The organism is Rhodococcus sp. P-2, assembly GCF_016598535.1.
Lineage (GTDB): Bacteria > Actinomycetota > Actinomycetes > Mycobacteriales > Mycobacteriaceae > Rhodococcus_F > Rhodococcus_F baikonurensis.
Genome location: NZ_CP066779.1, coordinates 2906829 through 2929985, shown reverse-complemented (window position 1 = coordinate 2929985; position 23157 = coordinate 2906829). Strand labels below are relative to the sequence as shown.

The 23157-nt window shown below is 62.1% G+C and carries 23 protein-coding genes; 13 read left to right on the top strand and 10 right to left on the bottom strand.

Features of this window, described 5'->3' with window-relative positions:
- Positions 1 to 20: 20 nt before the first annotated feature.
- Entirely contained in the window at positions 21 to 950 is a 930-nt protein-coding gene (locus I7X09_RS13965; protein ID WP_200317372.1) for an LLM class F420-dependent oxidoreductase, read from the top strand.
- A 15-nt stretch (positions 951 to 965) separates the two neighbouring features.
- Here I7X09_RS13965 and I7X09_RS13960 read toward each other — a convergent pair whose 3' ends face one another.
- The 3 genes from I7X09_RS13960 to I7X09_RS13950 form a co-directional block, all read right to left on the bottom strand.
- Entirely contained in the window at positions 966 to 1463 is a 498-nt protein-coding gene (locus tag I7X09_RS13960) for an Rv1733c family protein (RefSeq protein ID WP_234036913.1), read from the bottom strand.
- A 211-nt stretch (positions 1464 to 1674) separates the two neighbouring features.
- Entirely contained in the window at positions 1675 to 2388 is a 714-nt protein-coding gene (gene msrA / locus I7X09_RS13955) for a peptide-methionine (S)-S-oxide reductase MsrA (RefSeq protein WP_020905733.1), read from the bottom strand.
- Complete coding sequence (locus I7X09_RS13950) at positions 2327 to 3505, bottom strand: acyltransferase family protein (protein ID WP_200317370.1); 1179 nt, start codon at positions 3503 to 3505, stop codon at positions 2327 to 2329. The genes msrA and I7X09_RS13950 overlap by 62 nt, the downstream gene beginning before the upstream one ends.
- 260 nt (positions 3506 to 3765) lie before the next feature.
- On the opposite strand from I7X09_RS13950, the gene I7X09_RS13945 reads away from it, so the two are divergent.
- Complete coding sequence (locus I7X09_RS13945; protein WP_003944189.1) at positions 3766 to 4389, top strand: superoxide dismutase; 624 nt, start codon at positions 3766 to 3768, stop codon at positions 4387 to 4389.
- Here I7X09_RS13945 and I7X09_RS13940 read toward each other — a convergent pair.
- The 4 genes from I7X09_RS13940 to I7X09_RS13925 form a co-directional block, all read right to left on the bottom strand.
- The gene (locus I7X09_RS13940) at positions 4386 to 5735 is read right to left on the bottom strand and encodes a hypothetical protein (RefSeq protein WP_200317369.1); all 1350 of its coding nucleotides are present in this window, start codon (positions 5733 to 5735) and stop codon (positions 4386 to 4388) included. The two genes, I7X09_RS13945 and I7X09_RS13940, sit on opposite strands and share 4 nt — an antisense overlap.
- A 43-nt stretch (positions 5736 to 5778) precedes the next feature.
- On the bottom strand, positions 5779 to 6927 hold the full coding sequence (locus tag I7X09_RS13935; protein ID WP_095969445.1) for an AI-2E family transporter: 1149 nt from the start codon (positions 6925 to 6927) through the stop codon (positions 5779 to 5781).
- Positions 6917 to 7489 carry an HdeD family acid-resistance protein gene (locus I7X09_RS13930; protein ID WP_095969444.1) on the bottom strand — a complete coding sequence of 191 codons (573 nt, stop codon included), beginning with the start codon at positions 7487 to 7489 and terminating at the stop codon, positions 6917 to 6919. The genes I7X09_RS13935 and I7X09_RS13930 overlap by 11 nt, the downstream gene beginning before the upstream one ends.
- Positions 7490 to 7645: 156 nt before the next feature.
- Entirely contained in the window at positions 7646 to 8995 is a 1350-nt protein-coding gene (locus I7X09_RS13925) for a DUF1254 domain-containing protein (protein WP_200317367.1), read from the bottom strand.
- Between the two features lie 165 nt (positions 8996 to 9160).
- Between I7X09_RS13925 and I7X09_RS13920 the strand changes: the two genes are divergently transcribed.
- Positions 9161 to 9688, top strand: a complete 528-nt coding sequence (locus tag I7X09_RS13920; RefSeq protein ID WP_003944138.1) for a hypothetical protein — start codon at positions 9161 to 9163, stop codon at positions 9686 to 9688.
- A 294-nt stretch (positions 9689 to 9982) separates the two neighbouring features.
- Complete coding sequence (locus I7X09_RS13915; protein WP_200317365.1) at positions 9983 to 10702, top strand: TMEM165/GDT1 family protein; 720 nt, start codon at positions 9983 to 9985, stop codon at positions 10700 to 10702.
- A 3-nt stretch (positions 10703 to 10705) separates the two neighbouring features.
- Here I7X09_RS13915 and I7X09_RS13910 read toward each other — a convergent pair whose 3' ends face one another.
- Positions 10706 to 11731, bottom strand: a complete 1026-nt coding sequence (locus tag I7X09_RS13910; protein WP_200317363.1) for an Lrp/AsnC family transcriptional regulator — start codon at positions 11729 to 11731, stop codon at positions 10706 to 10708.
- A gap of 98 nt (positions 11732 to 11829) precedes the next feature.
- On the opposite strand from I7X09_RS13910, the gene I7X09_RS13905 reads away from it, so the two are divergent.
- Genes I7X09_RS13905 through I7X09_RS13895 form a run of 3 tightly spaced genes read left to right on the top strand, consistent with a single transcriptional unit; the run spans position 11830 to position 15812 of the window.
- The gene (locus I7X09_RS13905) at positions 11830 to 13038 is read left to right on the top strand and encodes an MFS transporter (RefSeq protein WP_095969440.1); all 1209 of its coding nucleotides are present in this window, start codon (positions 11830 to 11832) and stop codon (positions 13036 to 13038) included.
- Positions 13039 to 13064: 26 nt separating this feature from the next.
- Complete coding sequence (locus I7X09_RS13900; protein WP_095969439.1) at positions 13065 to 14327, top strand: amidohydrolase; 1263 nt, start codon at positions 13065 to 13067, stop codon at positions 14325 to 14327.
- A gap of 33 nt (positions 14328 to 14360) precedes the next feature.
- Positions 14361 to 15812, top strand: coding sequence for an amidase (locus tag I7X09_RS13895; protein WP_200317361.1), 1452 nt, complete (start codon positions 14361 to 14363; stop codon positions 15810 to 15812).
- 12 nt (positions 15813 to 15824) lie between these two features.
- On the opposite strand, the gene I7X09_RS13890 is transcribed toward I7X09_RS13895, so the two are convergent.
- Together I7X09_RS13890 and I7X09_RS13885 are read right to left on the bottom strand one after the other, a co-directional pair.
- A complete protein-coding gene (locus I7X09_RS13890) occupies positions 15825 to 16838 on the bottom strand; it encodes an ABC transporter substrate-binding protein (protein WP_095969437.1) in 1014 nt (337 codons plus the stop codon).
- The gene (locus I7X09_RS13885; protein WP_200317359.1) at positions 16835 to 17857 is read right to left on the bottom strand and encodes an ABC transporter substrate-binding protein; all 1023 of its coding nucleotides are present in this window, start codon (positions 17855 to 17857) and stop codon (positions 16835 to 16837) included. The genes I7X09_RS13890 and I7X09_RS13885 overlap by 4 nt, the downstream gene beginning before the upstream one ends.
- Positions 17858 to 18010: 153 nt before the next feature.
- On the opposite strand from I7X09_RS13885, the gene I7X09_RS13880 reads away from it, so the two are divergent.
- From I7X09_RS13880 to I7X09_RS13855, 6 genes are all read left to right on the top strand, one after another.
- Positions 18011 to 18901 carry a helix-turn-helix domain-containing protein gene (locus tag I7X09_RS13880; RefSeq protein ID WP_234036912.1) on the top strand — a complete coding sequence of 297 codons (891 nt, stop codon included), beginning with the start codon at positions 18011 to 18013 and terminating at the stop codon, positions 18899 to 18901.
- 53 nt (positions 18902 to 18954) lie between these two features.
- Positions 18955 to 19926: an ABC transporter substrate-binding protein gene (locus tag I7X09_RS13875; RefSeq protein ID WP_095969434.1), complete on the top strand. Its 972-nt coding sequence runs from the start codon at positions 18955 to 18957 to the stop codon at positions 19924 to 19926.
- Between the two features lie 54 nt (positions 19927 to 19980).
- Entirely contained in the window at positions 19981 to 20703 is a 723-nt protein-coding gene (locus I7X09_RS13870) for a FadR/GntR family transcriptional regulator (RefSeq protein ID WP_019746349.1), read from the top strand.
- Complete coding sequence (locus I7X09_RS13865) at positions 20700 to 21350, top strand: sterol desaturase family protein (RefSeq protein ID WP_200317355.1); 651 nt, start codon at positions 20700 to 20702, stop codon at positions 21348 to 21350. The genes I7X09_RS13870 and I7X09_RS13865 overlap by 4 nt, the downstream gene beginning before the upstream one ends.
- 144 nt (positions 21351 to 21494) lie before the next feature.
- Complete coding sequence (locus I7X09_RS13860) at positions 21495 to 21653, top strand: hypothetical protein (RefSeq protein ID WP_003944172.1); 159 nt, start codon at positions 21495 to 21497, stop codon at positions 21651 to 21653.
- A 90-nt stretch (positions 21654 to 21743) separates the two neighbouring features.
- Positions 21744 to 23156: an amidase gene (locus I7X09_RS13855; protein ID WP_200317345.1), complete on the top strand. Its 1413-nt coding sequence runs from the start codon at positions 21744 to 21746 to the stop codon at positions 23154 to 23156.
- Position 23157: the final 1 nt, after the last annotated feature.

Here is a 23157-nt window from a genome sequence, read left to right as displayed (position 1 = left end):
ATAGTGGCAGAGTAGAAGTCATGGAGCTGCGTATATTCACCGAACCCCAGCAGGGCGCTACCTACGAACAACTACTGACTGTTGCCCAGACCGCCGAAAAACTCGGCTACGGCGCATTTTTCCGCTCGGACCACTATCTCGCCATGAATTCCGACGGCCTTCCCGGACCCACCGACGCGTGGATCACGCTCGCCGGAATCGCCCGCGAAACGTCCACCATCCGCCTCGGCACTCTGGTGACGTCGGCTACGTTCCGTCACGCCGGACCGCTGGCCATCTCGGTCGCACAGGTCGATCAGATGAGTGGTGGCCGCGTGGACCTCGGCATCGGTGCCGGCTGGTACGAGGAAGAGCACCAGGCGTACGGCATCCCGTTCCCGGCGCTCAAGGATCGCTTCGAACTGCTCGAGGAAACTCTCGACGTCGTGACCGGCCTGTGGCGTACGCCGGTGGGCGAGACGTTCGATTACGACGGTAAGCACGTGCAGATCAAGAACTCTCCCGCGCTTCCCAAACCGCACCAGGTCGACGGTCCGCCGATCCTGATCGGTGGCACGGGCAAGAAGAAGACTCCGGCGCTCGCCGCTCGGTTCGCGAACGAGTTCAACATCCCGTTCAAGTCCCTCGAGGAAACGATGGACATCTTTGCGCGGGTACGTCAGGCTTGCGTCGACATCGAGCGTGATCCGAACGAATTGGTGTACTCCAACGCTCTCGTCCTGTGCTGTGGCCGCGACGAGGCGGAGATCAAGAAGCGCGCCGAGGCTATCGGACGCGACGTGGACGAGCTACGTGAGAACGGTCTGGCCGGAACGCCTTCGGAGCTGGTCGACAAGATCGGCACTTTCGCCGAGGCCGGTTCACAGCGTGTGTATCTACAGACTCTCGATCTCGCCGACCTGGATCATCTCGAACTCGTCGCAAGCGAGGTCATGCCCCAACTGCAGTAAAGAACGGGCCGGGATCTACAGCGCGTTCGCGTCGAGGAACGCGCGTAGGTCTCGGTCCCACTGGGCCGAGCGGGACCGGTCGAGAAAAACCCGCACCAGCATGAATGCGATGACCAGCAAGGACATCACGCTGAACCAGGTGAAAACCCCGGTCACCACGGCTGCGACGTCGGCAGCGCTCTGAGTGATCGGCGCAACGGTCTTGTCGCCCTTGTCGTTGACGTAGATAGAGATCTCGGTACCGGCCGGCGTCGTGGAGTCGACGGTGATGTCACCCGTGTGAACCTGACCGTTCCAGTTCCACTGCGCGCTGGCCATTTCGGTGGTCGGCGCAATGTAATCGGCTGTCGATGCGGTGGTCTGCGTCGAATCTGCGGTCGTCGTCGCCGTGATGCTGTGCAATTCGGCGGATTGTTTGGCGATCAGTGCGTTCTGGCTCGAGGCCGTCGCAGTGCCCGCCCATACTGCGAAAGGCAGCAGAAGAATCGCGAAAATGATCAGACCGAAGGACATGAATCCTTCGATCCGATCACTGCGGCGAACCATCGGATCGTGGCCTACATGAATGGTGCGTCGGAGCAGCGACGCAGTTCCTCGCGTACTACCTGACATTATGAGCTCAGTTCTCTCGACGACACACTCTTACATCGAGATTCCCTTTGTTTCGATCTAGTTGCAAGTGTTAACGAGCTGAATCACATGTGTCCTCCAACACCTGTTCCAGTTATTCGCTCGGCGGAAGGATGTCCGTCTGCGCCGGGACCTGGTCCTGACGGAGCAATCCGACCGGGCAACTGACGCCGGTGGCATGCACCGGGCAGTAACCGCCGGGATTCTTCGCCAGATATTGCTGGTGGTAATCCTCCGCGTAGAAGAAGTCGCGCAGCGGACCTATTTCGGTGGTGATCGCGCCGTATCCGGCTTCGGCAAGTCGTTCCCCGAAAGCGACAGCCGACGCATGAGCGATTTCTTCCTGCTCCGCGGACGTCGTGAAGATTGCCGACCGGTACTGCGAGCCCTGGTCGTTACCCTGACGCATCCCCTGCGTCGGATCGTGGTTCTCCCAGAAGTGCGCCAGGATCTGCTCGTACGAGATCACTGCGGGATCGAAGACCACCAGTACCACTTCGGTGTGACCGGTACGGCCGGAGCACGTCTCTTCGTACGTCGGATTGGGAGTGAAGCCGCCCGCGTAACCCGCAGCTGTCGTGTACACACCGGGAAGCTGCCAGAACTCCTTCTCGGCACCCCAGAAACAACCCATGCCGACGACGACGGTCTGCAGTTCGGCCGGAAACGGCGGCGTCAACGGATGCCCGTTGACGTAGTGCGCGGTAGGTACCGGCATTTTCTGCTCTCGCCCGGGGAGAGCGTCCTCAGGCGCGATCAGCGTGGATTTTGCGGACGCTCGTCCCAGAATGTCGTCGTACCAGCTCATGCTTCGATGCTACGCGCGAGCGACTGTTTCGCCACGCCGTGATCGCGCGGGCGCCCGGCAGTTCCACCCACCGGTAGCCGATTTCTGCTACCGCGGCCGTGGCCAGAAGGAATAATGCAAACGCCAGCGTCGGTCCGACGTGTAGAACAGTGTTCTCGACGACGCGGTACAGGATCAGCGTGTGCACGAGATAGATGACGTAACTGCGCGTCGAGAGCCACGTCACGACCGGCCAACGCGTCGGGACGCCGTCGTAGCGGCCGATGAGGACAACCGCTGCGGCGACTACCGAGATGGTCCACAGATAGTGCTCGCCGGCCCAGTACACGCGGAACTGGGTCGCCACGATGATGACGTGCATCTGGACGAGGACGGCGACGATCAGCCAGCGGCCGGGAGCGAGCTTCGCCCATGCGAGGTACATGATCTGGCCGAGGAAGACGGCAGGCAGCGTCGCGGCGATCTTGGACAGCATCGGCACGGTGTACGGCAACGGCGCGTAGACGTTGTAGAGCAGAACCAGTGAGCAGAGCGCACCACCGGCGAGCGGCATGACGATCGGGCGCAGGCGCAGTATCGGTCGAGCCGCGACGCAAGCGAGATAGAAGAGGAATTGGACGGTGAGCGTCCAGGTCACTCCGAGAACTGCCACCTCGGGCTTGAGAAAGAATCCGCCGAGAAAAAAGCTCATCAACGCTTCGGTATCGGAAATACCTTCCTGACCGCTGAACATTCCGTTGATTCCGAGGCGGACCAGAAGAATGGCAATCGCGGTTGCCACCCAGAATGCGGGCAGCAGTCGACTGAATCGGTTGGTCAAGAACTTTCCGGGACCGTCGCGAATCGCGGACCGCGTCACCAGAGCACCTGTGAGCATCATGAATACCGCGACGCCGACAAAAGAGAGATGTTGGTTGAGTTCGGCCGGCTCGATCAAAACGCCGTAGACGACGTCGATCACCCACCAACCCGAGCCGAGATCGTCGATGACGTAGAAAGAGATGTGGGAGTAGATCACGGCGGCAACCGCCAGGGCTCGCAGCAGGTCAGCGCCCGGAAGATTCACCCGAGGCGCGGCCGCCTCTGGTGATTCCGGGAGGAAAACTGGTGCGGGCATCGCGCAAGTTTAAGGTTCCGTTCACCTTTACGACGAATTTGCGCATATTAGCTTACCCTTAGATCGGACTGAGTTCGGTTTCCCGAACTTTATTCTTTGGTGATTACTACCTGAGCCGGACTGTTGCGGACGGTGTACGAATGTTATTGGGTGGAAACCCGAAGAATGATTTGCACATACGCGAGTGACGTCACGCCGTGACCGGTGATCGACGCACTCTAAAGCACCAGGGCTCACCAGCCCGCAAAGAAGGGACCCTCGTGTCTGTTTACACGCTGCCGGAACTCCCCTACGACTACGCAGCCCTCGAGCCGCACATCTCGGGCAAGATCATGGAGCTGCATCACGACAAGCACCACGCGGCTTACGTTGCCGGAGCCAACGCTGCACTCGAGAAGCTGGCCGAGGCTCGTGAGAACGACACCATCGCAGCGCAGGCCAACCTGCTCGAGAAGAACCTGGCGTTCCACCTCGGTGGCCACACCAACCACACCGTTTTCTGGAACAACCTCAGCGCTGACGGTGGCGACAAGCCCGAAGGCGAACTCGCCGCAGCGATCGACGACAACTTCGGTTCGTTCGATCTCTTCCGCGCTCACTTCTCCGCGAACGCCAACGCCATCCAGGGCTCCGGCTGGTCCATCCTCGCGTGGGACTCGATCGGACAGCGTCTGATCATCGTCCAGCTCTACGATCAGCAGGGCAACATCTCCATCGGCCTCACGCCGCTGCTGCTCCTCGACATGTGGGAGCACGCTTTCTACCTCGATTACCAGAACGTCAAGGGCGACTACGTCAAGGCATTCTGGAACATCGTCAACTGGAACGACGTTTCGGCTCGCTTCGACCGTGCACGTACCCAGACCGCAGGTCTGATCGTCTAGTCACGTTCTTCTTGCGAACGGCGGCGCCTCACCAGGGGCGCCGCCGTTCGTGTCAGCAAAGCACCACCGAGCAGAACCGTCGTCGCTCCGAAGACCAATGCCAGTGTGCGAGTTCCGGAGTCACCGCTGCTCGCGCTGGTCTGATTCACAGCCACCGGATCCGACAGCACCGAGGTCAGCTGAACCTGCTGCGGAGTGGTCATCGCGGGAATACCGGATTTCGCCCCGTCGAGGCCCGTGACCAATGACTTGGCGATCCCTTGCAGCGTCGTGAATCCCTGGGTGATCTGATCGGTCACGTCACCGAGCATCTGCGGCGCCTGATCGGCGATCGGGATGAGGCCGTCGTTCAACTGTCCGGCAGCACTGCTCAGTTGATCGCTCGCGCCTTGCAGCTGCCCGACAGCGGTGCGGACTAGATCACCGAGCTCCGTGTCGGGCCCGACCGAGCCACCCAACAGCGCCGGAACGGTGCCCAATTGCGCATTCAGCGCACCGAGATCCGAACTCACTCCGGCCAGTTGCGTTGTCACGTCAGGCGGGATCGGAAGGCCGTTCAGCGCAGTCTGCAGCGTGTCGATTCGTGTCTTCAGTTCCGCGGTTTGCGACGACGCCTCCCCCAGCGTCAGGCCCAGTGAGTCCGCGCGCGTGGCCAGCTCTTCCGCCGATCCCGACGCCTGATCGACAACACCGGACACCTGATCCGCGACGCTCATCAATTCCAGAGCCCCGGAGCGGGCGGTCTCGAGGTAAGGCAGCAGAGTGCCTGCGCCCGCCTTCACCTGATCGATGGACTTTCCGGCCTCGTTGGTTCCGGCGACCAGAATCTGTGCGGTGGTGAGGTTTTGATCGATCGAGCGTCGGGCCGCCGACGTCTGAGCCAGCAACCCCTTGATGCCGTCCGCGCCGACCTGCGCCGATACGGCCCGAGTCAGCTCGGCTGACTTCTCCGAATCCGAGCCCTTCACCTCGAGGTCGACGCTCGCCTGCCGTGGATCCATGCCGAACATCGACGCGACGGTTTCGCTGAAGTCCTCCGGCACCGTCAACGTCGCGAAGTAGTTGCCGCCGGGGTTGTCGACCACCTGGAAGTCGAAATCTTCGTTCTTGCCCAGGGTGTCCACCAGCGTCTCGCCCGCCCGAAGTTCCTTGCCGTCGAGAGTGGTTCCGGCGTCGGCGTTCACGATCGCGACGGTGTTCGAGGTGTCGCCACCGCCCGCGAAGATCACGAACCCGATCCCCGCCACCGCAGCCGCGACGATCGCGGCCACACCGCCCACCGCCAGCCGTCGACCGAGGCGTGACGGCCGGCGGTGGGAGTTTTCGGTGGTGTTCTCGGCGCTCATGGGCGAGACGATAAAGCAACAACTTGTAGAAACACTGAGAGCCCTAGTGTGCGGGCGTTGCCGGCTTTTCGGGCTCCTCGGGTTCCTCCTTCGGCATGTCCCGAGGCCCACTGATCAGAATATCCGCCCAGCGTGTGGCCGGGTCGATGTCGAGCAGGACGGCCTTCACCAACAACGAGAGCGGGATCGCCAGCAGCGCTCCGAGCGCCCCGAGAACCCACGACCAGAAGACAAGTGAGAGGAACGTCATCGTCACCGACAGCCCGACGGCGTCACCGACGAACTTGGGCTGAATGATGGACTGGATGACGAAGTTGATGACGGAGTAGACGACGATCACCCACAGCATCAGCCACGGCCCGCCCTGAAGGAGCCCCAGTAGCGCCGGCGGAATCACACCGATGACGAACCCGATGTTAGGGATGTAGTTGGTGATGAAGGACAGCAATGCCCACAGAACGGGTAGCTGAATGCCCATGAGCCACAGCGCGCCACCGTCGAGTACCGCAACGATGAGGCCGAATACCGTCGAGACAACCAGGTACTTGCGGGTTCCGGCGGCAAAGGTGGAGAGCGCGTAGGAGATTTCGGGACGTTGCTCGGACAGCACGTGCAAGCGCGAGCGGATGCTCATGCCGTCGAAGGCCATGAACAGCAACAGCGCGAGGATGAACACCAGATCCGACAGAATGCCGAGCAGGCCCTCCAGTCCGCTTTCGAGTACGCCCACCACCTTCGTGAGATCGATACTGCTGAGCGTGCTTTGGATCTGTTCGGTGCTCACTCCGAAGTCGGCCAACTTGTCGCGGCCCTCGTTGAGGAGGTTGGTCATCTCCTCGGAGTACTGCGGCAGGATCGTCGCCAACTGGGCTGTCGACACGATCAACGACGCCGCCAACCCGAGCAGAATCAGGTACACGGTGACCAGTGAGCCGAGCATTCCGACCCACTTGGGCCACCCACGTCGCTGCGACCAATCCTGAATGGGCTGAACGGCAATCGTCAGCACCAGCGCAAGGAACACCGGTCCGAGGATGCCACCGAACACCTTCATTCCGCCGACGGTGACCACGGTGGCCGCGAGACCCAGGAGGACGATCAAACCACGAGGGATCGACCAGTTCTCACTGCCGGACAGCGTGGGGATCGGAGCGGGAGCCGCGACGGCCGGCTTTCCCTTCTTAGAGAACACCGGCTTCCTTTGCCCGGCTCCTGATCTGGAATGCACCCACGATCATGAAGAGGCCGAACAAGATTGCGTACCAACCCAACAACCAGATGAGGCTGATGATGCCCTCGCCTGGCGCGATGAGGAGAATGATGCCGAAAATGACCGCGAGCACCGATGCGGCGAGCAACCAACCCCAACTGGATCCGGGCAGCGCCTTCATCTTGAAGGCGCCGACAATTCCGAAGATTCCGAACATGATGGCGTAGAAGGCAATTATGTACAGCAGGACCAGCGCAGTGATGCCGGGCCAGACCAGCGCGACGATACCGGCGCCCACCGAAACGACGCCGGTGAATACCCACCATCCCCACGAACTCAGGTGTTCACGGTCCCTGATGGCCCGAACGATCGTGATCAAGCCGTCGGCAACGGAGTAGATGCCGAACAGGAAAACCAAGGCCACCACGGTGATTCCCGGCCACACGAGTGCGATGATTCCGAAGATCACGCCGAAGATTCCGCGGATCAGGATCATCCACCAGATCTCTTTGCCGTACTGCACGAACGGGTTCTGCGTGACCATCAGTAGCCTCCGAAGCAAGCGGGTGTCTCTGACCGATTCAACAGCTCTTCAAACAGGGCAATACCGACAGATCGTAGGGCGAGCGTGACCTTTCCGCCCGTCGAAACGCGCGGCTGATACCGAGTTGTGCTCTTCGGGTACGAAGCGAGAGGACCTTCAGCCTGCTTCCCGGATATTTGCTTCCCGAATACCGGGCGCGGTCCACGATCCCGAGAGGACTGCAGCCTTCGGCCAGTACAGGCGCAGAAAAACGTTGAAGTCACCGGACGGGGCCGGCAGCCAGTTCCGCTCCTTCTCGCCACCAGGTGATTCGTGCTGGAGGTAGATGTCCAGGGAACCGTCGTCGGCAAACACCAGATCGCTTCGATCGCCGATGGCGTATCGGTCGATCGGGTTGTCCACGAAGAACTGTCGCTCGTTCATCATGGTGAGCGACCAGAATCCCTCGACCGGCGGCAGCTCGTCCTTCTCGAAATGCAGTACGTACTTCTTCGTGCCGGTCAGCGGCTTCCCGTCGACGTCTGTGGTGGCGTGCGGGTACACGGCATCAGCGTCGAGGTTGGCCCCGAAACCGAGCCAGACGATCAGAGCACGCTGAGCGTAATGAGTTCCGTAGTGCCCCAAGCCGCGGTGCATCGTCCACCCGTTCTTCGGAGTGCCCTCGGCCTCTGTGGCGATCTCACTGAGCACGTCCATCCCGGTTCGCGCCGCTCGGTCGAGCGCATCACGCACCTCTTGCGGACGCGACTTCCAGGGCAACGAGGAGCCGATTCCTATGTCGGAGAGCTGTTTCATCATCTCGGTGTCCTCCGGACGCGGAGGATTGTCGTCGAGAAGTGCATCGAAAGTGGTGAAGAAGGCCTCGCCGTCCATTGCGGCCACCTGGTCCACCGGCGGTGTGCGCGTGTCGACGGCAGGGTTCACCGGCACTTCCCCGGGCGTGTAGTCCTGTGGGTCACCCGTCCACTCCGACAGAGGAGTAAGTCGCGTCCGGTCCTGCAGGCTGTGCACTTCTGCCAGATCCGTTCCCCCTGAGGTCGCGTAGCGAGCGACTATCCAGTTCATCGCCGTCGGAGAACGCAGCAGCGTCAAACCCTTGGGCACGTTGCCTTTCCAATCCGGCCCGGCTACCAGATACGGTCCTCCGGTCCGCCCCACCGTCCGAGATCCCGGCACCGTGAACACGTCGCTCCATGCGTCGAGGATGGGTACAAGCCAGTACCGCGTGCCGAAGTCCGGCAGTGAGAGCACCTGTGGTTCCGTCGACACGTCCAACCAGCCCGACGAATAGAGAGTGTCCGCATTGGGTGAGACGACGTCGGTGAAGGACGCATCCGGCGTCGTTCGCGCGTAAGCGAACTGGTTGAGCGGGGCTTTCATCGCCACCGGCGAAGGCACCGCCGTCATGACATCCCGCGATACTGCCGCAATCAACAGTGGATATCCGAAGATCCACGCCTGCGTCGCCAGGTCTTCCAGCCGAGAACGGTTCTTCGACAGAGTCATGCCTGCGCATACCACCGCCCTCACCAGCGCAAACCTGGCTGGCACTCTCCCTGTCTTGTGTGCCAGTACCGAATGGGTGCATATTTCGATTACCCAACGAGGTGTGCCGGACCGACGCATGCGCGTCTGCCCGAGATTTGCCCCAGCACCGAGGGAGGAACAGAAATGAACAGAAACGAAGCAATAGGCATTTCTCCGTTCCAGGCAGCCGGATCGTTGCAGGGGTTCGTCATTTCCGGTCGTTGGCCGGACACCACTCAGGAGTGGGCGCAGCTTCTCGCGTTGGCTGTCCGAGTGGCCTCGATGCCGGGTTTGTTGCCGACGACGACGGTCTTCGGGGTTCGCGAGGACGTTCCCGAGGACCCGCAGCCGGGCACCGTCGGTCTGGTGGTTGCCGAGGGTCCGGTGCTGGGCGATTTCGCCCTGACGCCCGGCCGCTTCTCCGATCATCAGCCACCGGCACTGATCATGCTGCACCCACCGTCGGAAACCACGCCCAGCCTGCCGGAATGCGAGGGCAGCGCATCGGGATGTGTGCTACTTCCCGGCCTTCCCTACCTGGGTTTGGAGCATCGGGCGGCGTGGGTCGAAGCAGAGCCGGACGGCACTGTCGTTTCCATGATCAGTCGCGTCGGCATCGATCCGATCAGCGATCCCGACACCGCTGTTTTGGCCATGCTCCTCGCTTCGTGACGGTCTCGGTAAGCGATAAGTTCGGACTCCCAAACTTGCTGTGCGCTTTGCCAATTCGTTTCGACCGCGCTAACGTGGGTGGCAACGAAGGGGAGTAGCCCCCAATCGCCTGTGTCGACATACTGGTTCGACGCGCTCCGTCATGTGCGGATCGCGAAGCACCCGGCCTGGCGAACCGAAGGTCCTGAGGCCTCGGTGGGCGAGACCTTCGGCCGGACAAGCGCACCCACTGCGCCTGCCCAGGCCGGAGGCTCGCATTTTTCCTCCGACCCACACCGACCGGAGGAGTAAATCTTGCTTGCCGCAATACTTTTGAGTTTCGGCGTCATCTTCGTCGCGGAACTCGGCGACAAGTCGCAACTGATGGCAATGACGTTTGCCTTGCGCTATCGCTGGTGGGTTGTTCTCGGCGGTATCACCGTCGCCACCACTCTTGTTCACCTGGTTTCGGTCGCCGTGGGTCACTACCTGGGCGTCGCGCTTCCGACTGCGGCAATCTCCATCGTCGGCGGTATCGCGTTCCTGATCTTCGGCCTCTGGACCCTACGCGGTGACGATCTCACCGACGACGAGCAAAGCAAGGCCGGTCGCGTCACGCGATCCGCCTTCATTGCCGTCGCCTCGGCCTTCTTCCTGGCAGAACTCGGCGACAAGACCATGCTCGCCACCATCACCCTTGCGACCGACAACGACTGGATCGGCGTCTGGATCGGGTCGACGGTGGGCATGGTGGCGGCCGACGCTCTCGCCATCATCGTCGGCTCGGTACTGGGCAAGCACCTCCCGGACGGATTCATCAAGATCGGCGCCGCGGTGCTGTTCTTCGTCTTCGGTGTCTGGCTGCTGCTCGAGGGCATCTTCCCCGACTCGTCGGCCGGCATCGTCGGCGGTGGCGTTGTCCTGGCCGTGTCCGTGATGGGTGCACTGGCTCGGATGATCTGGAAGCGCTCCCGTGCGACCGATACCGATACCGATACGCACCTCGTCGACGACAACCGGACCCCGATCGACTGAGACTCAACGAAGCATGTCGCCGGCACCCCAAATCGCGACCGGCACATGACCTTCTGCCACCCCGCTCGGTCCGAGCAGCTGCCCGAACCGCTTCATCGGGTACAGCGAGACACGTCGATCGAGGATCCGCACATTACCGATTCGACGTAGCCGATCCTCGACGACAAGACTCTGTGCGAGGCTGCTCAGCCACACGCTGATCAACATGTTGGCTGTTCCGGTGGTCGCCACCAACAGCCGGGTCTCCGGCCAACTCGACACGAGTTGGCCGAGTTCGTCGGTGGAGCCGTCCACAGCGACGTCGAAGATCACTTCGAACGGTGAGCCGACAGCCTGTTGGGAGACATCGCAGCGAAAAATCAACTGGTGCGACGCGGTCAGTTGCGCCAGGCGCCGTCGTATCGCGGTCTCGTTCGTTTCACAGATCGCGGCCAGGCGCGCATAGCTGGCACGTCCGTCGCGGCCGAGCGCATCCAACAGGGCACCGTCGGACTGGCGGAACACTGCCGGTGCCTCCGCCGCCTTTGTCGATGCCGGTGTCAGCTGAGCGCGACCGGCTTGCCCCAGAGCCCCCGGCTCCCAACTGAAGCCGTCTCGGTACACCTTCACCCCGACCCGGCTTCTGATCGACAGAATTCCAGGATCAGCAGCAAGGTGCTCACACACCAAAGCGTCCAAACTCTTCTGATCGGCGGCCACCACACCGACGAAGTACTCGAATTCGCCTTCCGTCCTGGCCAACAGATAGGCACAGGGCAGTTGACGCAACCGCTCCCCCACCTCGGCAACCGAGTCCTGGGTGGAACTGATCATCAGATAGCCGAAGATGTGGGCTCGCCCGATGGCAACCGCGTTGACCCAGGCATGGCCGTCGGCGACGAGACGACGCCACCGCCGGGCGATCGTCGTCGAATCCATGTCGAGTACCGACGCCAGCTCGGTCCACGACGCGCGGGGGTTGAGCTGAAGTGCGTTGACGATCTCCAGGTCAGATTCCGCGATCACAAATGTGTCGGATTCCGGCTTCATCGGCTCAGTATTGCCGGATTGCTGCATTCTGACTGTTGATCACTGCACATTTGCCAAGGATATGTGAATCACTTCACAGGTTCACGTTTGGAGGCTCGGTGCTTCGCTCCACGAAAGTCACGGTTGCGCTGCTGTTCGTCGCCTACGCGATCGACTACATAGACCGGCTCGCGATCAATCTCGCTCTACCCCTGCTCGGTGAAGAGTTCGATCTCGACTACTCCCAGCGTGGATTGATCATTTCCACGTTCTTCATCGCGTACACCTTGGCCCAGCTGCCCGGTGGACTGCTCGCCGATCGATACGGCGCAGTCCGGATGGCACTGATCGGATTGGTGGCATGGAGTGTCTTCACCGGCCTCACCGCCCTTGCGTGGTCCTTCGGGACGCTTCTGGTTGTTCGCTTTCTCTTCGGACTCGCGCAGGGCGTGTTTCCGGCCGCCGCTGTGAAGCTCGTTGCCGAACGCAGCATCCCGGAGCAACGGGCCACTGCCACGGGCTGGATGAACAGCTCCAACGCGGTCGGCACACTGCTCGCCATTGTCGTTGCGGCAGCACTCCTCCCGTTGATCGGCTGGCGTGGGATGTTTCTGGCCGTCGCGGTGCTCGGAGTACTGTCGCTCGTCAGCATCAAGTTGTGGCTTCCGCCCGCACTGCCGGCGGAGATCGACCGCGGTCCGGATTCCTCGTGGAGCAACATGCGCACCGTGCTTCGCTCACGAGCGATGTGGCTCTTCGCCTTGATGTTCTTCGGGTACGACTTCGTGATCTGGGGAATGTCGTCCTGGGTTCCGTCCTACCTCCACGACGAACGTGGAATCGCCCTCTCGAGCGCAAGTCTCCTCCTCATCCCGGCAACGGTCGTGGCCGCCGTGACCACGGTCATCGGGGGGCGGATCTCGGATCGGTTGGCAGGCAACAGTCGTATCGTCGTGATCCCGTCCATGCTCGCGTGCATAGTCATGCTCGCGTCAATACCCTTCGTCTCCAATACAGCCTTGTTCGTCGTTCTCGTCACCCTCGGATCTGCCGCTGCCTCTTTCGCTTTCATGCCGTGTTTTGCACTACCACTGCGGGCCCTGCCCTCGTCGGTGGTCGGGGCAGCCTCGTCGATGATCATTTTCGGCGGCATGGTCGCCGGAATAGTCGCGCCGCTCGTGTTCGGATTCATCGTCGACCATCTCTCCTGGTCAGCGGCATTCGTATCGCTCGCGCTCGGGCCAGTCGTGGCGATCATCGCGGTTATGGCAGCACCCCAGACCCGCGAGAAAATGCTGGACCTCGTTCAACTGAAAATCGCCAACTGAACACCACCATCGAAAGAAGATCGACCATGAACCAACTGCTTTCGAACCTTGAATTCGGAGACCCGTCGCGGCTGCGAACCGTCGAGCCGCACTGGTTCGATCTGTACCAGGACCTGCATGCACACCCAGAGTTGTCCGGTGACGAAACTCGCACTGCTGCAGTCGTTGCCGAGGAACTTCGGCGAATCGGCGGCTGGGACGTCACTGTCGGGGTCGGCGGTACGGGTGTCGTCGGAGTACTCACGGGGAGCAGCGGTCCGGTGATCCTGCTGCGCGCCGACATGGACGCGTTGCCGGTAGCAGAAGACACCGGTCTGTCCTACGCCTCCAAGACGGATGGCGTGATGCACGCATGTGGACACGACGTCCACGTAACCGCGCTACTTGCCACGTGCGCAGCGCTTTCCGCAGATCCGGCAGCGATCACGGGGACAATCGTTGCCGTCTTCCAGCCTGCCGAGGAGACCGGCTCCGGCGCTCGTGCGATGGTCGACGACGGAATCTTCGTCCGCTTCCCGCGACCGGACCTCTGCCTGGGCCAACACGTGGGGCCGACTCCTGCGGGGATGCTGGTCAGCAAACCCGACATCTTGATGGCCGCATCCGACACGATTCGAGTGGTCTTTCACGGCCGCGGTGGCCATGCGTCCTCGCCGTACGCATGCATCGACCCCTTGCTGATGGCAGCATCTTTCGCGCTGCGCATTCAAGGTCTGGTCGCTCATGAAGCGGCAACTCCGACAGCACCCGTGCTCACGGTCGGAGCCTTGCACGCCGGCACAGCTGCGAACATCATCGCCGACGACGCCGAACTACTGCTCAGCCTGCGAACTTTCAACGCATCGTCGCGCGAACACATGCTCGAATCGGTGGGACGGATCGCTCGTGCAGAAGCGGACGGAGCCGGCGCCGTCGAACAGCCGGACGTTCATGCGTACAACGGCTTTCCGGCTACGGTCAACACTCCGGACGCAACGTCCACGGTGATGTCGGACCTACGCCGGGCCGGGTTGGGAATGTACACTCTGCCGCAACCGCTTTCAGGCAGCGAGGACTTCGGCGTCTTCGGCACTGCCGCCCAGTGCCCCTCCGTATTCTGGCATTTCGGCGGGACCGCGCTTCAGAGTTTCGACGAAACTGCCCTCGCCGCGCTCGCCGAGGGACGGATTCCTCCCGGCACGCCGTCGAATCATTCACCGCGCTTTGCGCCCGATCCGTCCGCGGCTCTACCCGAAGGTGTCACGGCCATGACTGCTGCCGCGTTGGGTGCCCTTGCACGAAGCGCGTGATTCCTACCGACACCCCTCCAGGGAGATAACGTCATGACAGACGAACTGCATTACCTCAGCGCCACCGAAGCGATTGCCCACTTTCGCACGCGAGAACTGTCTCCGGTCGAACTGCTACAAGCAGTAGTCGCCCGAACGGAGAAGTTCGAACAACACATCAATGCTTTCACCGAGAAGATGTTCGACGAGGCACTCGTCGGCGCTCGGGAGGCAGAGCGCCGCTACGGCGGCCAGGGACCAGACCCGCGGCCGCTGGAGGGAATTCCGGTAGCTGCCAAGGAAAAACACGCTATCGCCGGAAGGTCACTGACCGAGGGCTCACTGGCTGGGCGCGGCAACATCGCCCGCGAGAACGCGCCGGTGATCGATCGAGTTCTGGCAGCAGGCGGCCTGATCCATGCCCGCACGACGACGCCGGAGTTCTGCGTTGCGGCGTTCACCCACTCTCCACTGTGGGGGGTGACTCGTAATCCCTGGAACCTCGAGTACAGCCCTGGCGGCTCGTCGGGAGGAGCGGGCGCCGCGCTGGCCGCCGGAACTACCACTCTGGCAACAGCATCCGATATCGGCGGGTCGACACGAGGCCCGGCGGGTTTCACCGGCACCGTCGGCCTCAAAGCGTCGTACGGACGCATTCCCGGGGTCGCCCCGCTCTCCATGGATTCCTACCGCGGCGACGGTCCCATGGCCAGAACTGTCGACGACGCGATTCTGTTGGCCAACGTTCTGATCGGGCCGGACCCGCGTGATCATTCTTCGCTGAGGCCGGCGATCACGCTGCCGCACGAGTACCCGTCGGTCGAGGGAATGCGAATTGCCCTGTGCCTGCGGCTCGGTGACTTCCCCATCGAACCTGACATCGAGGCGAATACACGGGCGCTCGCGCAGTCGTTGGTCGACGCAGGAGCGATCGTCGAGGAGATCGAACTGCCGTGGACTCGCGATTCGATGGCGGCAGCGGTGAAGGTGCATTTCGGAACGATCATGGGAGCATCCGTCGCGGAAGTTGCTCGCGCCCACGGTGATCTTCTTGCCGATTACACGCTCGACAATGTCGCGATCACGTCGAAGGGCGCTGCGGAAATGTCATTTCTGGACGGCCTTCGCAAGGAAACGCAGATGCAACGAGAGCTCGCCGAGGCAATGGCTCCTTTCGATGCGCTGATCTGCCCGACCTCCGGCACCATCGCCTTCCCGGCAGGCGAGTCTTTGCTCGACGGCCTCACTGTGGCGGGCCAGCACGTGAACACCACCGCCGAAGCACTTCTCACGTTGCCGTTCAACGTCGCCAATCGGTGCCCCGTATTGGCGGTACCCAGTGGACACGCACACAACGGCGTCCCCACGGGCGTCCAGATCGTCGGCCACACCTACGACGAACCGACCGTGTTCCGGATCGGCAAAGCACTGGAGAAGATCCGCCCGTGGGCATACACCGAGAAGCATCAACCGAGACTGGATGTGGTGACGCCGGCTTCCTCTTGATCGCTGAGGAGGTCAGAGCTTGGCTCTGATCTCCTCGGCGATCGGCTGGAACTGCTCGAGGAACGTCAGGGCCCAACCGAATGACGCGACGCCCTCGTAGTCGAACGAGTACACCTGATCGTTCTTGACGGCGCGCAGACGCTGGAAGATGGTGTCGTTCGCCAACTTCTCGTCGATTGGACCCTTGCCACTGTTGGTGATGATGACGTCGGCCTCGTCGAGCAGCTCCAACTGCTCCTTCGGGAACCACTCGTTACTGCCGGCAGGGATTGCGAGTGAGCGGTCGTTGAACTGGAACCCGGCTTCGCTGATGACCGTCGTCTGATACTTGGTCGGCGAGTACAGCGAGAAGCCACTTTCCTCGAAGTACGTGGTGTAGACGACCTTCACCTTGCTCAACACATCAGCGTTGTCGCTACGGAACTTGGCGATCCGCGCCTGGTAACGATCTGCCAACTCCTGAACCTTCGCGCTCTGGTTGAGCGCGTCCGCGACTCCGAGGGCGCGCTCCTTCCACGCGTACTGCCCGTCTTCGGCAAAAACCGCGGTCGGGGCGATCGACCGGATCTGCTCGTAGAGATCCGGGTTGTTCTCCGACAGCAGGTTGGTCATCACGATCAAGTCGGGAGACAAAGCCGCAATCGCCTCGGCGTTCGGCTCGTACCAACGCCCCACCTTCGGGAGGGACCGCAGCGCAGACGCATACGGTTCCGGGACACCGTCGGCGTTCTCGTAGTCGACCGGCAGTCCGACGGGTGTGAATCCGGCGTCGAACATCGCGGGGCCCGTGTAGTAATCGGCGCTGACCACCCGTTGCGGATTGGTGGGAACCTCCATCTGGCCCAGAGCAGTGTTGATGGTGCGCATCGAGCCCTCGGCCGATTCACCGGAGCTGGTTCCACAGGCCGTGAGCAATCCGATCCCGGCCAGCGCGCCGGCGCCGAGAAAACCTCGCCGGGTCAGTGCAGCGGTGATGCGAGCGAACTCGGCATCGGTGTCGGATGTAGGTAGGAGAAGTGATGTCATGAAAGTGCCTCCAAGGCGCCGGATTCGAGTTCGCTGAGCCAATTGATCGCTGTGCCGTAGTCGGTGACCTGCGTGCTGATTCCGAATGACTGCCCGGACGCGATCGCAGGAATGCGGCTCCACAGCGGGTTGGCGAAGATGGATTTCATTCCCGCAGAATCGGTTCCGTCGGGTTGCTTGGGGTAGATCACCACGGTGACGTCCCGCAGCATTTCGAGTTGTTCGAAGGGAAAAGCCTCGAAGCCGGTGGACGGATTGAGATCAGGGATGAACTCGCCGCGGGTCACGTCGAGGTCGGCGAGCATCGCTCCCGTGACGCCGGTCGGATACAGAATCGAGAAGAGTCCTTCCGAGCCTCCGATTGCGACCTGGGCCCAACGGTTGCCCCGAAGCTGAGCGGAGTATTCGGTGCGGATTCGCTCCTGCATCGCCTGGTATTTCTCGCGGTTCGATGTCAGAGCCGAACCCTTGTTGACCGCGTCTGCCACTCCCTCGGCGACGGTACGCCAGTCCGATCGATTGGTGCCCGAATACACTGCTGTAGGAGCAATTTTCGAGAGCTCGCGGAACATGTCCTCGTCGATCTCGTAAGCATCGCCCACGATGAGGTCGGGCGCAGCAGCGACGACCGCTTCGCGGTTCACCTCGAGAAAGACCCCCACTGAGGACAAACCGTCGATGAACTTCTGCTGCGCGGGCGTGAACTGGTCGATGTACGCGCTGTAGTCGAGCGTCGCCACGGGTTGGGCGCCGACGGCCTGCAGCTGCCACGGAGTGTTGTACGAGACGGCGACGATGCGCTGCGGATCGACGGGAACATCCACGGGGCCGTAGTGGGTCTGCACCGTCCGAGTTTCGCCGTCCGCACCGCCACCGGCGTCCCCGCTGCCGCATCCGGCAAGAGCGAGCATGGACAGTGCGGCGGCACTTCCGCCGAGAAAGCCGCGACGAGTCAGTGCAGCGGTGATGCGAGCGAACTCGGCATCGGTATCTGGCGTCGGTAACAGGAGTGGTGTCATGGGTTTCCTGACGGTCTTCCGAATTAGGGCTACCTAAAATTACTCTCACCTGCGCTGTTTCGGTGAAGCATCATGGCCAACCACTATTTCGATCGAGCCATGGATACGCGTGCCCCCTCGGTCGACGGCAGGAAGCCGGTACGTTCTTGGTTCGTGACGCCATCGCGACAGGACTTCTCCGGCATCATATTGTGGGGAGCGCCGACCCTGGAACCGGCGACGTGGAACGAGCCGGTGTCCACCCCGGACCGGATCGTCGCGGAGCCGTGGTCCGTCAGCACCATCCGGTTCGAGAGCACCGCAACGGGCGTCTGGGATTTCCATACCCACCACGAACATGAACTGCTGTGGTCGGCGGGTGGGACCGTCACACTCGAAGCGTCCGAACACCTCTGGATGGTTCCGCCGATGCTCGGCATCTGGATACCCGCAGGCACGCCACATAGAGTTCGCTCCGATCACGGCGCCGTCATCTTCGCGACGTACCTGAATCCGGATCATGTCGAGGCCGACCGGACGACAGTGGTCGGCATACCCATGACCGGTGCACTTCGGGAGGTGTTGTTACACAACGAGAACAACGCCATGCCCGACCCGAAGCGACTACGGCTTCAGCAGGTGGCAATCGACCTCATCCATCCTGTTCAGGCCGCGAGTCTCGACATTCCGTTGCCGAGAACGCCTGACCTTCTTTCGATTGCACGGCAGATCATCGCCGATCCGGCGGACGACCGCACCACTTCCGACTGGGCGCGCACCATCGGCGTGAGTGGCCGGACCTTGATGCGCCGCTTCCAGGCCGACACCGGCACGACGCTCACTCAATGGCGAATTCTGGTGCGCGTCCGCGTTGCATTGATCGAGATCGCCGCAGGCAAACCTGTCGTCGCCGTGGCCCGCGGCCTCGGGTATGCCAACCCTGGAACATTCATCGACCTGTTCAGGCAGGTCATCGGCCACACCCCCGCCGCGTACTTCCGCTCGTTCTCACCTGTCACGAAACCGCATCAGAATGGCACCAAACCCGCACGGGTGACACGTTAGCGTCGTTAGGCAAGGCAAACCATGTTGCCCGAACACGTTGGAGAACACCACAAATGCACCACCGCCGCCGTTTTGCCAGGTCTATCGCGCTCGCGGTCGGCGCGATCCTGATCGGCACGCTCGCCTCGTGCAGCTCGTCCGACGACCAGCCCTCGCCTTCGACCGAGACCATCGACTACAGCTTCGCGGGGTACTCCGCCCAGATACCTGCCGACCCGCAGCGAGTGGTTGTCATCGACTCCCGGACGTCCCTCGAGTTCGCACTTCTCGCCGAATACCCGATCGTCGCCCTCGATTACGACGAGTCGAGCCATCTCGCATCCAAGGTCCCTGCCGATGCGGGGCACCTGGGCGGCAATCTCAGCAAAGAGGACGTGCTGAGCTACAACCCGGACCTGATCCTCATCTCCGTCGGCTGGTACGAGAGCTACAAGTCGAAGAACCTCACTTTCGAGGACATCGCACCGGTTCTGGTGATCCAGGACGGCAGCTCGCCCGACAAGGAGACCGAATCACTCGGCGGTCCTATGGGATTCATGGGCGAGCAACTGGCACTGCTGGGCAAGACCGAAGCCGCCTCGGCAGCACAGGCGCGCTACGAAGATGCTCTCGGCGCCGCTCGCGACGACGTCGGTTCCGTCGCGCAAACCAAGACGATCGCCTTCGTATCGCTGATCGAGGACAAGTTCTTCGTGTTCAACACCCCGAACAACCTGACCGTCGACGTAGCGTCGTCACTCGGGTACACGATCCTGTCCAACGACGCGATCACCGCCGCCCAATCGGCCGCGATCGGCGGCTACAGCGCCGAATTCGGTTGGGAGAATGCGGATGTGCTCGCCGACGCCGATGTCGTCGTCGCCCAGAATCTCGACTCCTGGCCGGGCAACCCGGCGTGGGATCGTGTTCCAGCCGTGGCCCTCGGCAATGTCGCACCGCTCGACTACGACGACAAGGTCGGATTCGCACTCACCTACACGGACTTCCTGAACAAGCTGACGGACATCACCCGCAGCCTGAAGTGAGGTTCACTGGTAATACCACTTGACCTCTCACCAGTAGGCGTTTACGGTCAGTACATGTTCCAACCCGTTGCACGTACCTCGGCCTCCGGCGCAGTCTTCGACCAGATTTCCGTGAAAGTACTGGCCGGAGAGCTAGCTGCAGGTGAAGCCCTGCCCAGTGAGCGGAAACTCGCCGAGGCGTTCGGCGTCTCCCGGCCCGCCGTCCGGGAAGCAATCCAGAAGCTCGCCCAGGCCGGACTGGTAGAAGTCCGCCAGGGCGAGTCCACGTCGGTGCGTGATTTCCGACGCCAGGCCGGACCCGAACTTCTCCCCCAGTTGCTGGTCAGAGACGGCGTCCCCGACCTGACCGTCGTGCGCAGCGTCCTTGAAACTCGTGAACTGATGGGACCGCAGATCGCGGTGCTGGCCGCCCGTCGCATCTCCGCAGAATCTGCCCGGGAACTCGACACCGCCGTGGATCAACTAGGGGCCACCGAAGATCCAGTGGAGTTGCAAGACCGCGCTCTGGCGTTCTGGGACGTCGTCGTCGACAGCGCGGATTCCATCGCCTTCCGCTTGATCTTCAACAGCCTGCGCGCCGCGTACGAGCCGGCCATGACTGCACTTGCCTCCGTCATGGTCGCCGAAGTCGGCCAGACCGACCTGTATCGAAAACTGGCTTCCGCCATCACTTCACACGACGAGTCAACCGCCGAGGCGTCCGCAGCGCAGCTCCTCCACACCGGCACGACTGCGATCGGCGACGCTCTCACCTTCCTGGAAGGACTGAAACCATGAGCAAGCCCCTCACTCTGGCCGACGCCGCACGGACGTTCCGCAAGTCACCGACGCCGTGGATGATCGGCACCATGCTGCTGGCCGCCGCAGCGGCGCGCATCTCGTTGGGCGACTGGCAGATCACCGACGCACTGGTTCCACTCGTGATGCTTGCCGCATTCCCCTTCGTGGAGTGGGTTATTCACGTGTTCGTTCTACATTGGAAGCCGCGGACCGTTGCCGGCATCACCATCGATTCACGCCTGGCGCGCAGCCATCGGGAGCACCATTTCGCCCCGCGAACCGTCTCACTCATCTTCATTCCGTGGCAGACACTCCTGATCGTGATTCCTTTCCTGACGGCCGTCGCCCTCCTGGCATTTCCCCGCGTCGAACTCGGCCTGACGTTCCTGACCTGCATTTCCGTCCTCGGTCTCGGCTACGAGTGGACCCATTTCCTCATCCACAGTGACTACAAGCCGAAAACTGCTCTCTACCGGTCGGTTTGGCGCAACCATCGCAACCATCACTTCAAGAACGAACACTACTGGTTCACCGTCACCACCGCGGGAACGGCCGATCGCGTACTGGGCACGTATCCCGACCCCAAATCCGTCGAGACATCCCCGACGGCCAAGAACCTGCACGGCACCGCGTCGAAGCTGTGAACAAACGTCGATTCCTGGCCCCCAGCTGGCAATGAACTTGAACGTGACTGTGTATCAGTAATTTTCGTTGAAACTCGCCAGAACCGTGCTTAGTGTCGGTGGAGTCAGAAGTTCGAAAACCGCTGTAACCGAAGGACACAACACATGTTCAACGATGTATTCAACAACGTCATTCACCCGATGGTCACGAACTTCCAGCAGTTGGGCCCTCAGCAGTTCATCCCCCAGCAGTTCATTCCGCAGGGCGTGTTCCAGCAGGCGCCGCAAGCAGCCGAGCAGGCTGTGACGATTTTCGGTAGCTGATACCGCAATCCACAGATAGCGCCACTCAGGGGTCGTCCGTCCAATATGCTGGACGGACGACCTGAGTGCCTCCGCCTGACAAGGATCCCCATGACCGCGAACACCCCCGTCCACGCCTTCACCGACGACGCCCTGGGCGATCTCGACGCCACCGGTATCGCCGCCCGGATCGAATCGGGCGAGGTGACCGCGCGGGAAGTCATGGAGGCGTCGATCGCCCGGGCAGAGGCGGTTCAGGGCCAATTGAACGGCCTGGCCTGCACCGATTTCGACCGTGCCCTCGCCAGAAGCAACCGCCCCGCCAAGGGCGTCTTTGCCGGTGTCCCCACCGCGATCAAGGACAACACCGACAGCGCCGGCCTCCCCACCCAGCAGGGCAGCACCGCCTTCACCGCGGTCCCCGCAAAGGCCGACAGCGATTTCGCGAAACAGTTCCTCTCCACCGGGGCCATCTCGATCGGCAAGACCCGGCTGCCCGAGTTCGGATTCAGCGCGTCTACCGAATACATGGCCGAAGAGCCCGTCCACAACCCGTGGAACCCGGCGTACTCGTCCGGCGCTTCATCGGGTGGCGCTGCCGCACTGGTTGCTGCCGGAGTCCTCCCGATCGCGCACGCCAACGACGGTGGTGGATCGATTCGCATTCCTGCCGCTGCCTGCGGACTGGTCGGACTCAAACCCACTCGCGGCCGTACCATCGCCGATCCCGCCGACAAGTCGATGCCGATCCGGCTGATCGCTCAGGGCGCCGTCACCCGCACGGTTCGCGACACTGCACGATGGATGTCAGCGGCCGAAAGTTACTACCGCAATCCACGACTCGCACCGGTTCGCCTGATCGAAGGACCCAGCTCAACCCGCCTGCGCGTCGGCGTGATCACCGATTCCGTGACAGTCACCAAGACCGACGACGAGACACGCAAGTCCGTAGAAGCCACGGCCGAACTCCTTGCCGGCCTCGGCCATCACGTCGAAGACGCGGCATTGCCCGTCGGCCCGGAATTCATCGAAGATTTCAGTATCTACTGGGGATTCCTGTCGTTTGCCATCTCCACCGGTGGCAAACAGATGCTCGGACCCGACTTCGACAAGTCCGGCACCGACAACCTCACCAAGGGCCTGTACTCGCTGTACCGGAAGAACCTGGTGAAGACGCCGCGCGTGCTCTACCGCCTGCGACGCCTCCAGCAGCAGTACAGCGCCATGTTCTTGAAGTACGACGTCGTGCTTTCGCCGGCTCTGGGGCACACCACCCCCGAGCTCGGATACCTCTCCCCCGCTCAGCCTTTCGAGGAACTCTTCGACAAGTTGATCGCGTACACGTCGTTCACCCCGCTCAACAACATCTCCGGCGGCCCCGCGATTTCGCTACCGCTGCATCAGACCAGCAACGGTTTGCCGTTGGCTTCGCATTTCTCCGCCGATCTCGGCGACGAGCGCACGCTCCTCGAATTGGCCTTCGAACTGGAAGAGGCTCAGCCCTGGAGAAGAATCCAGGACTGAG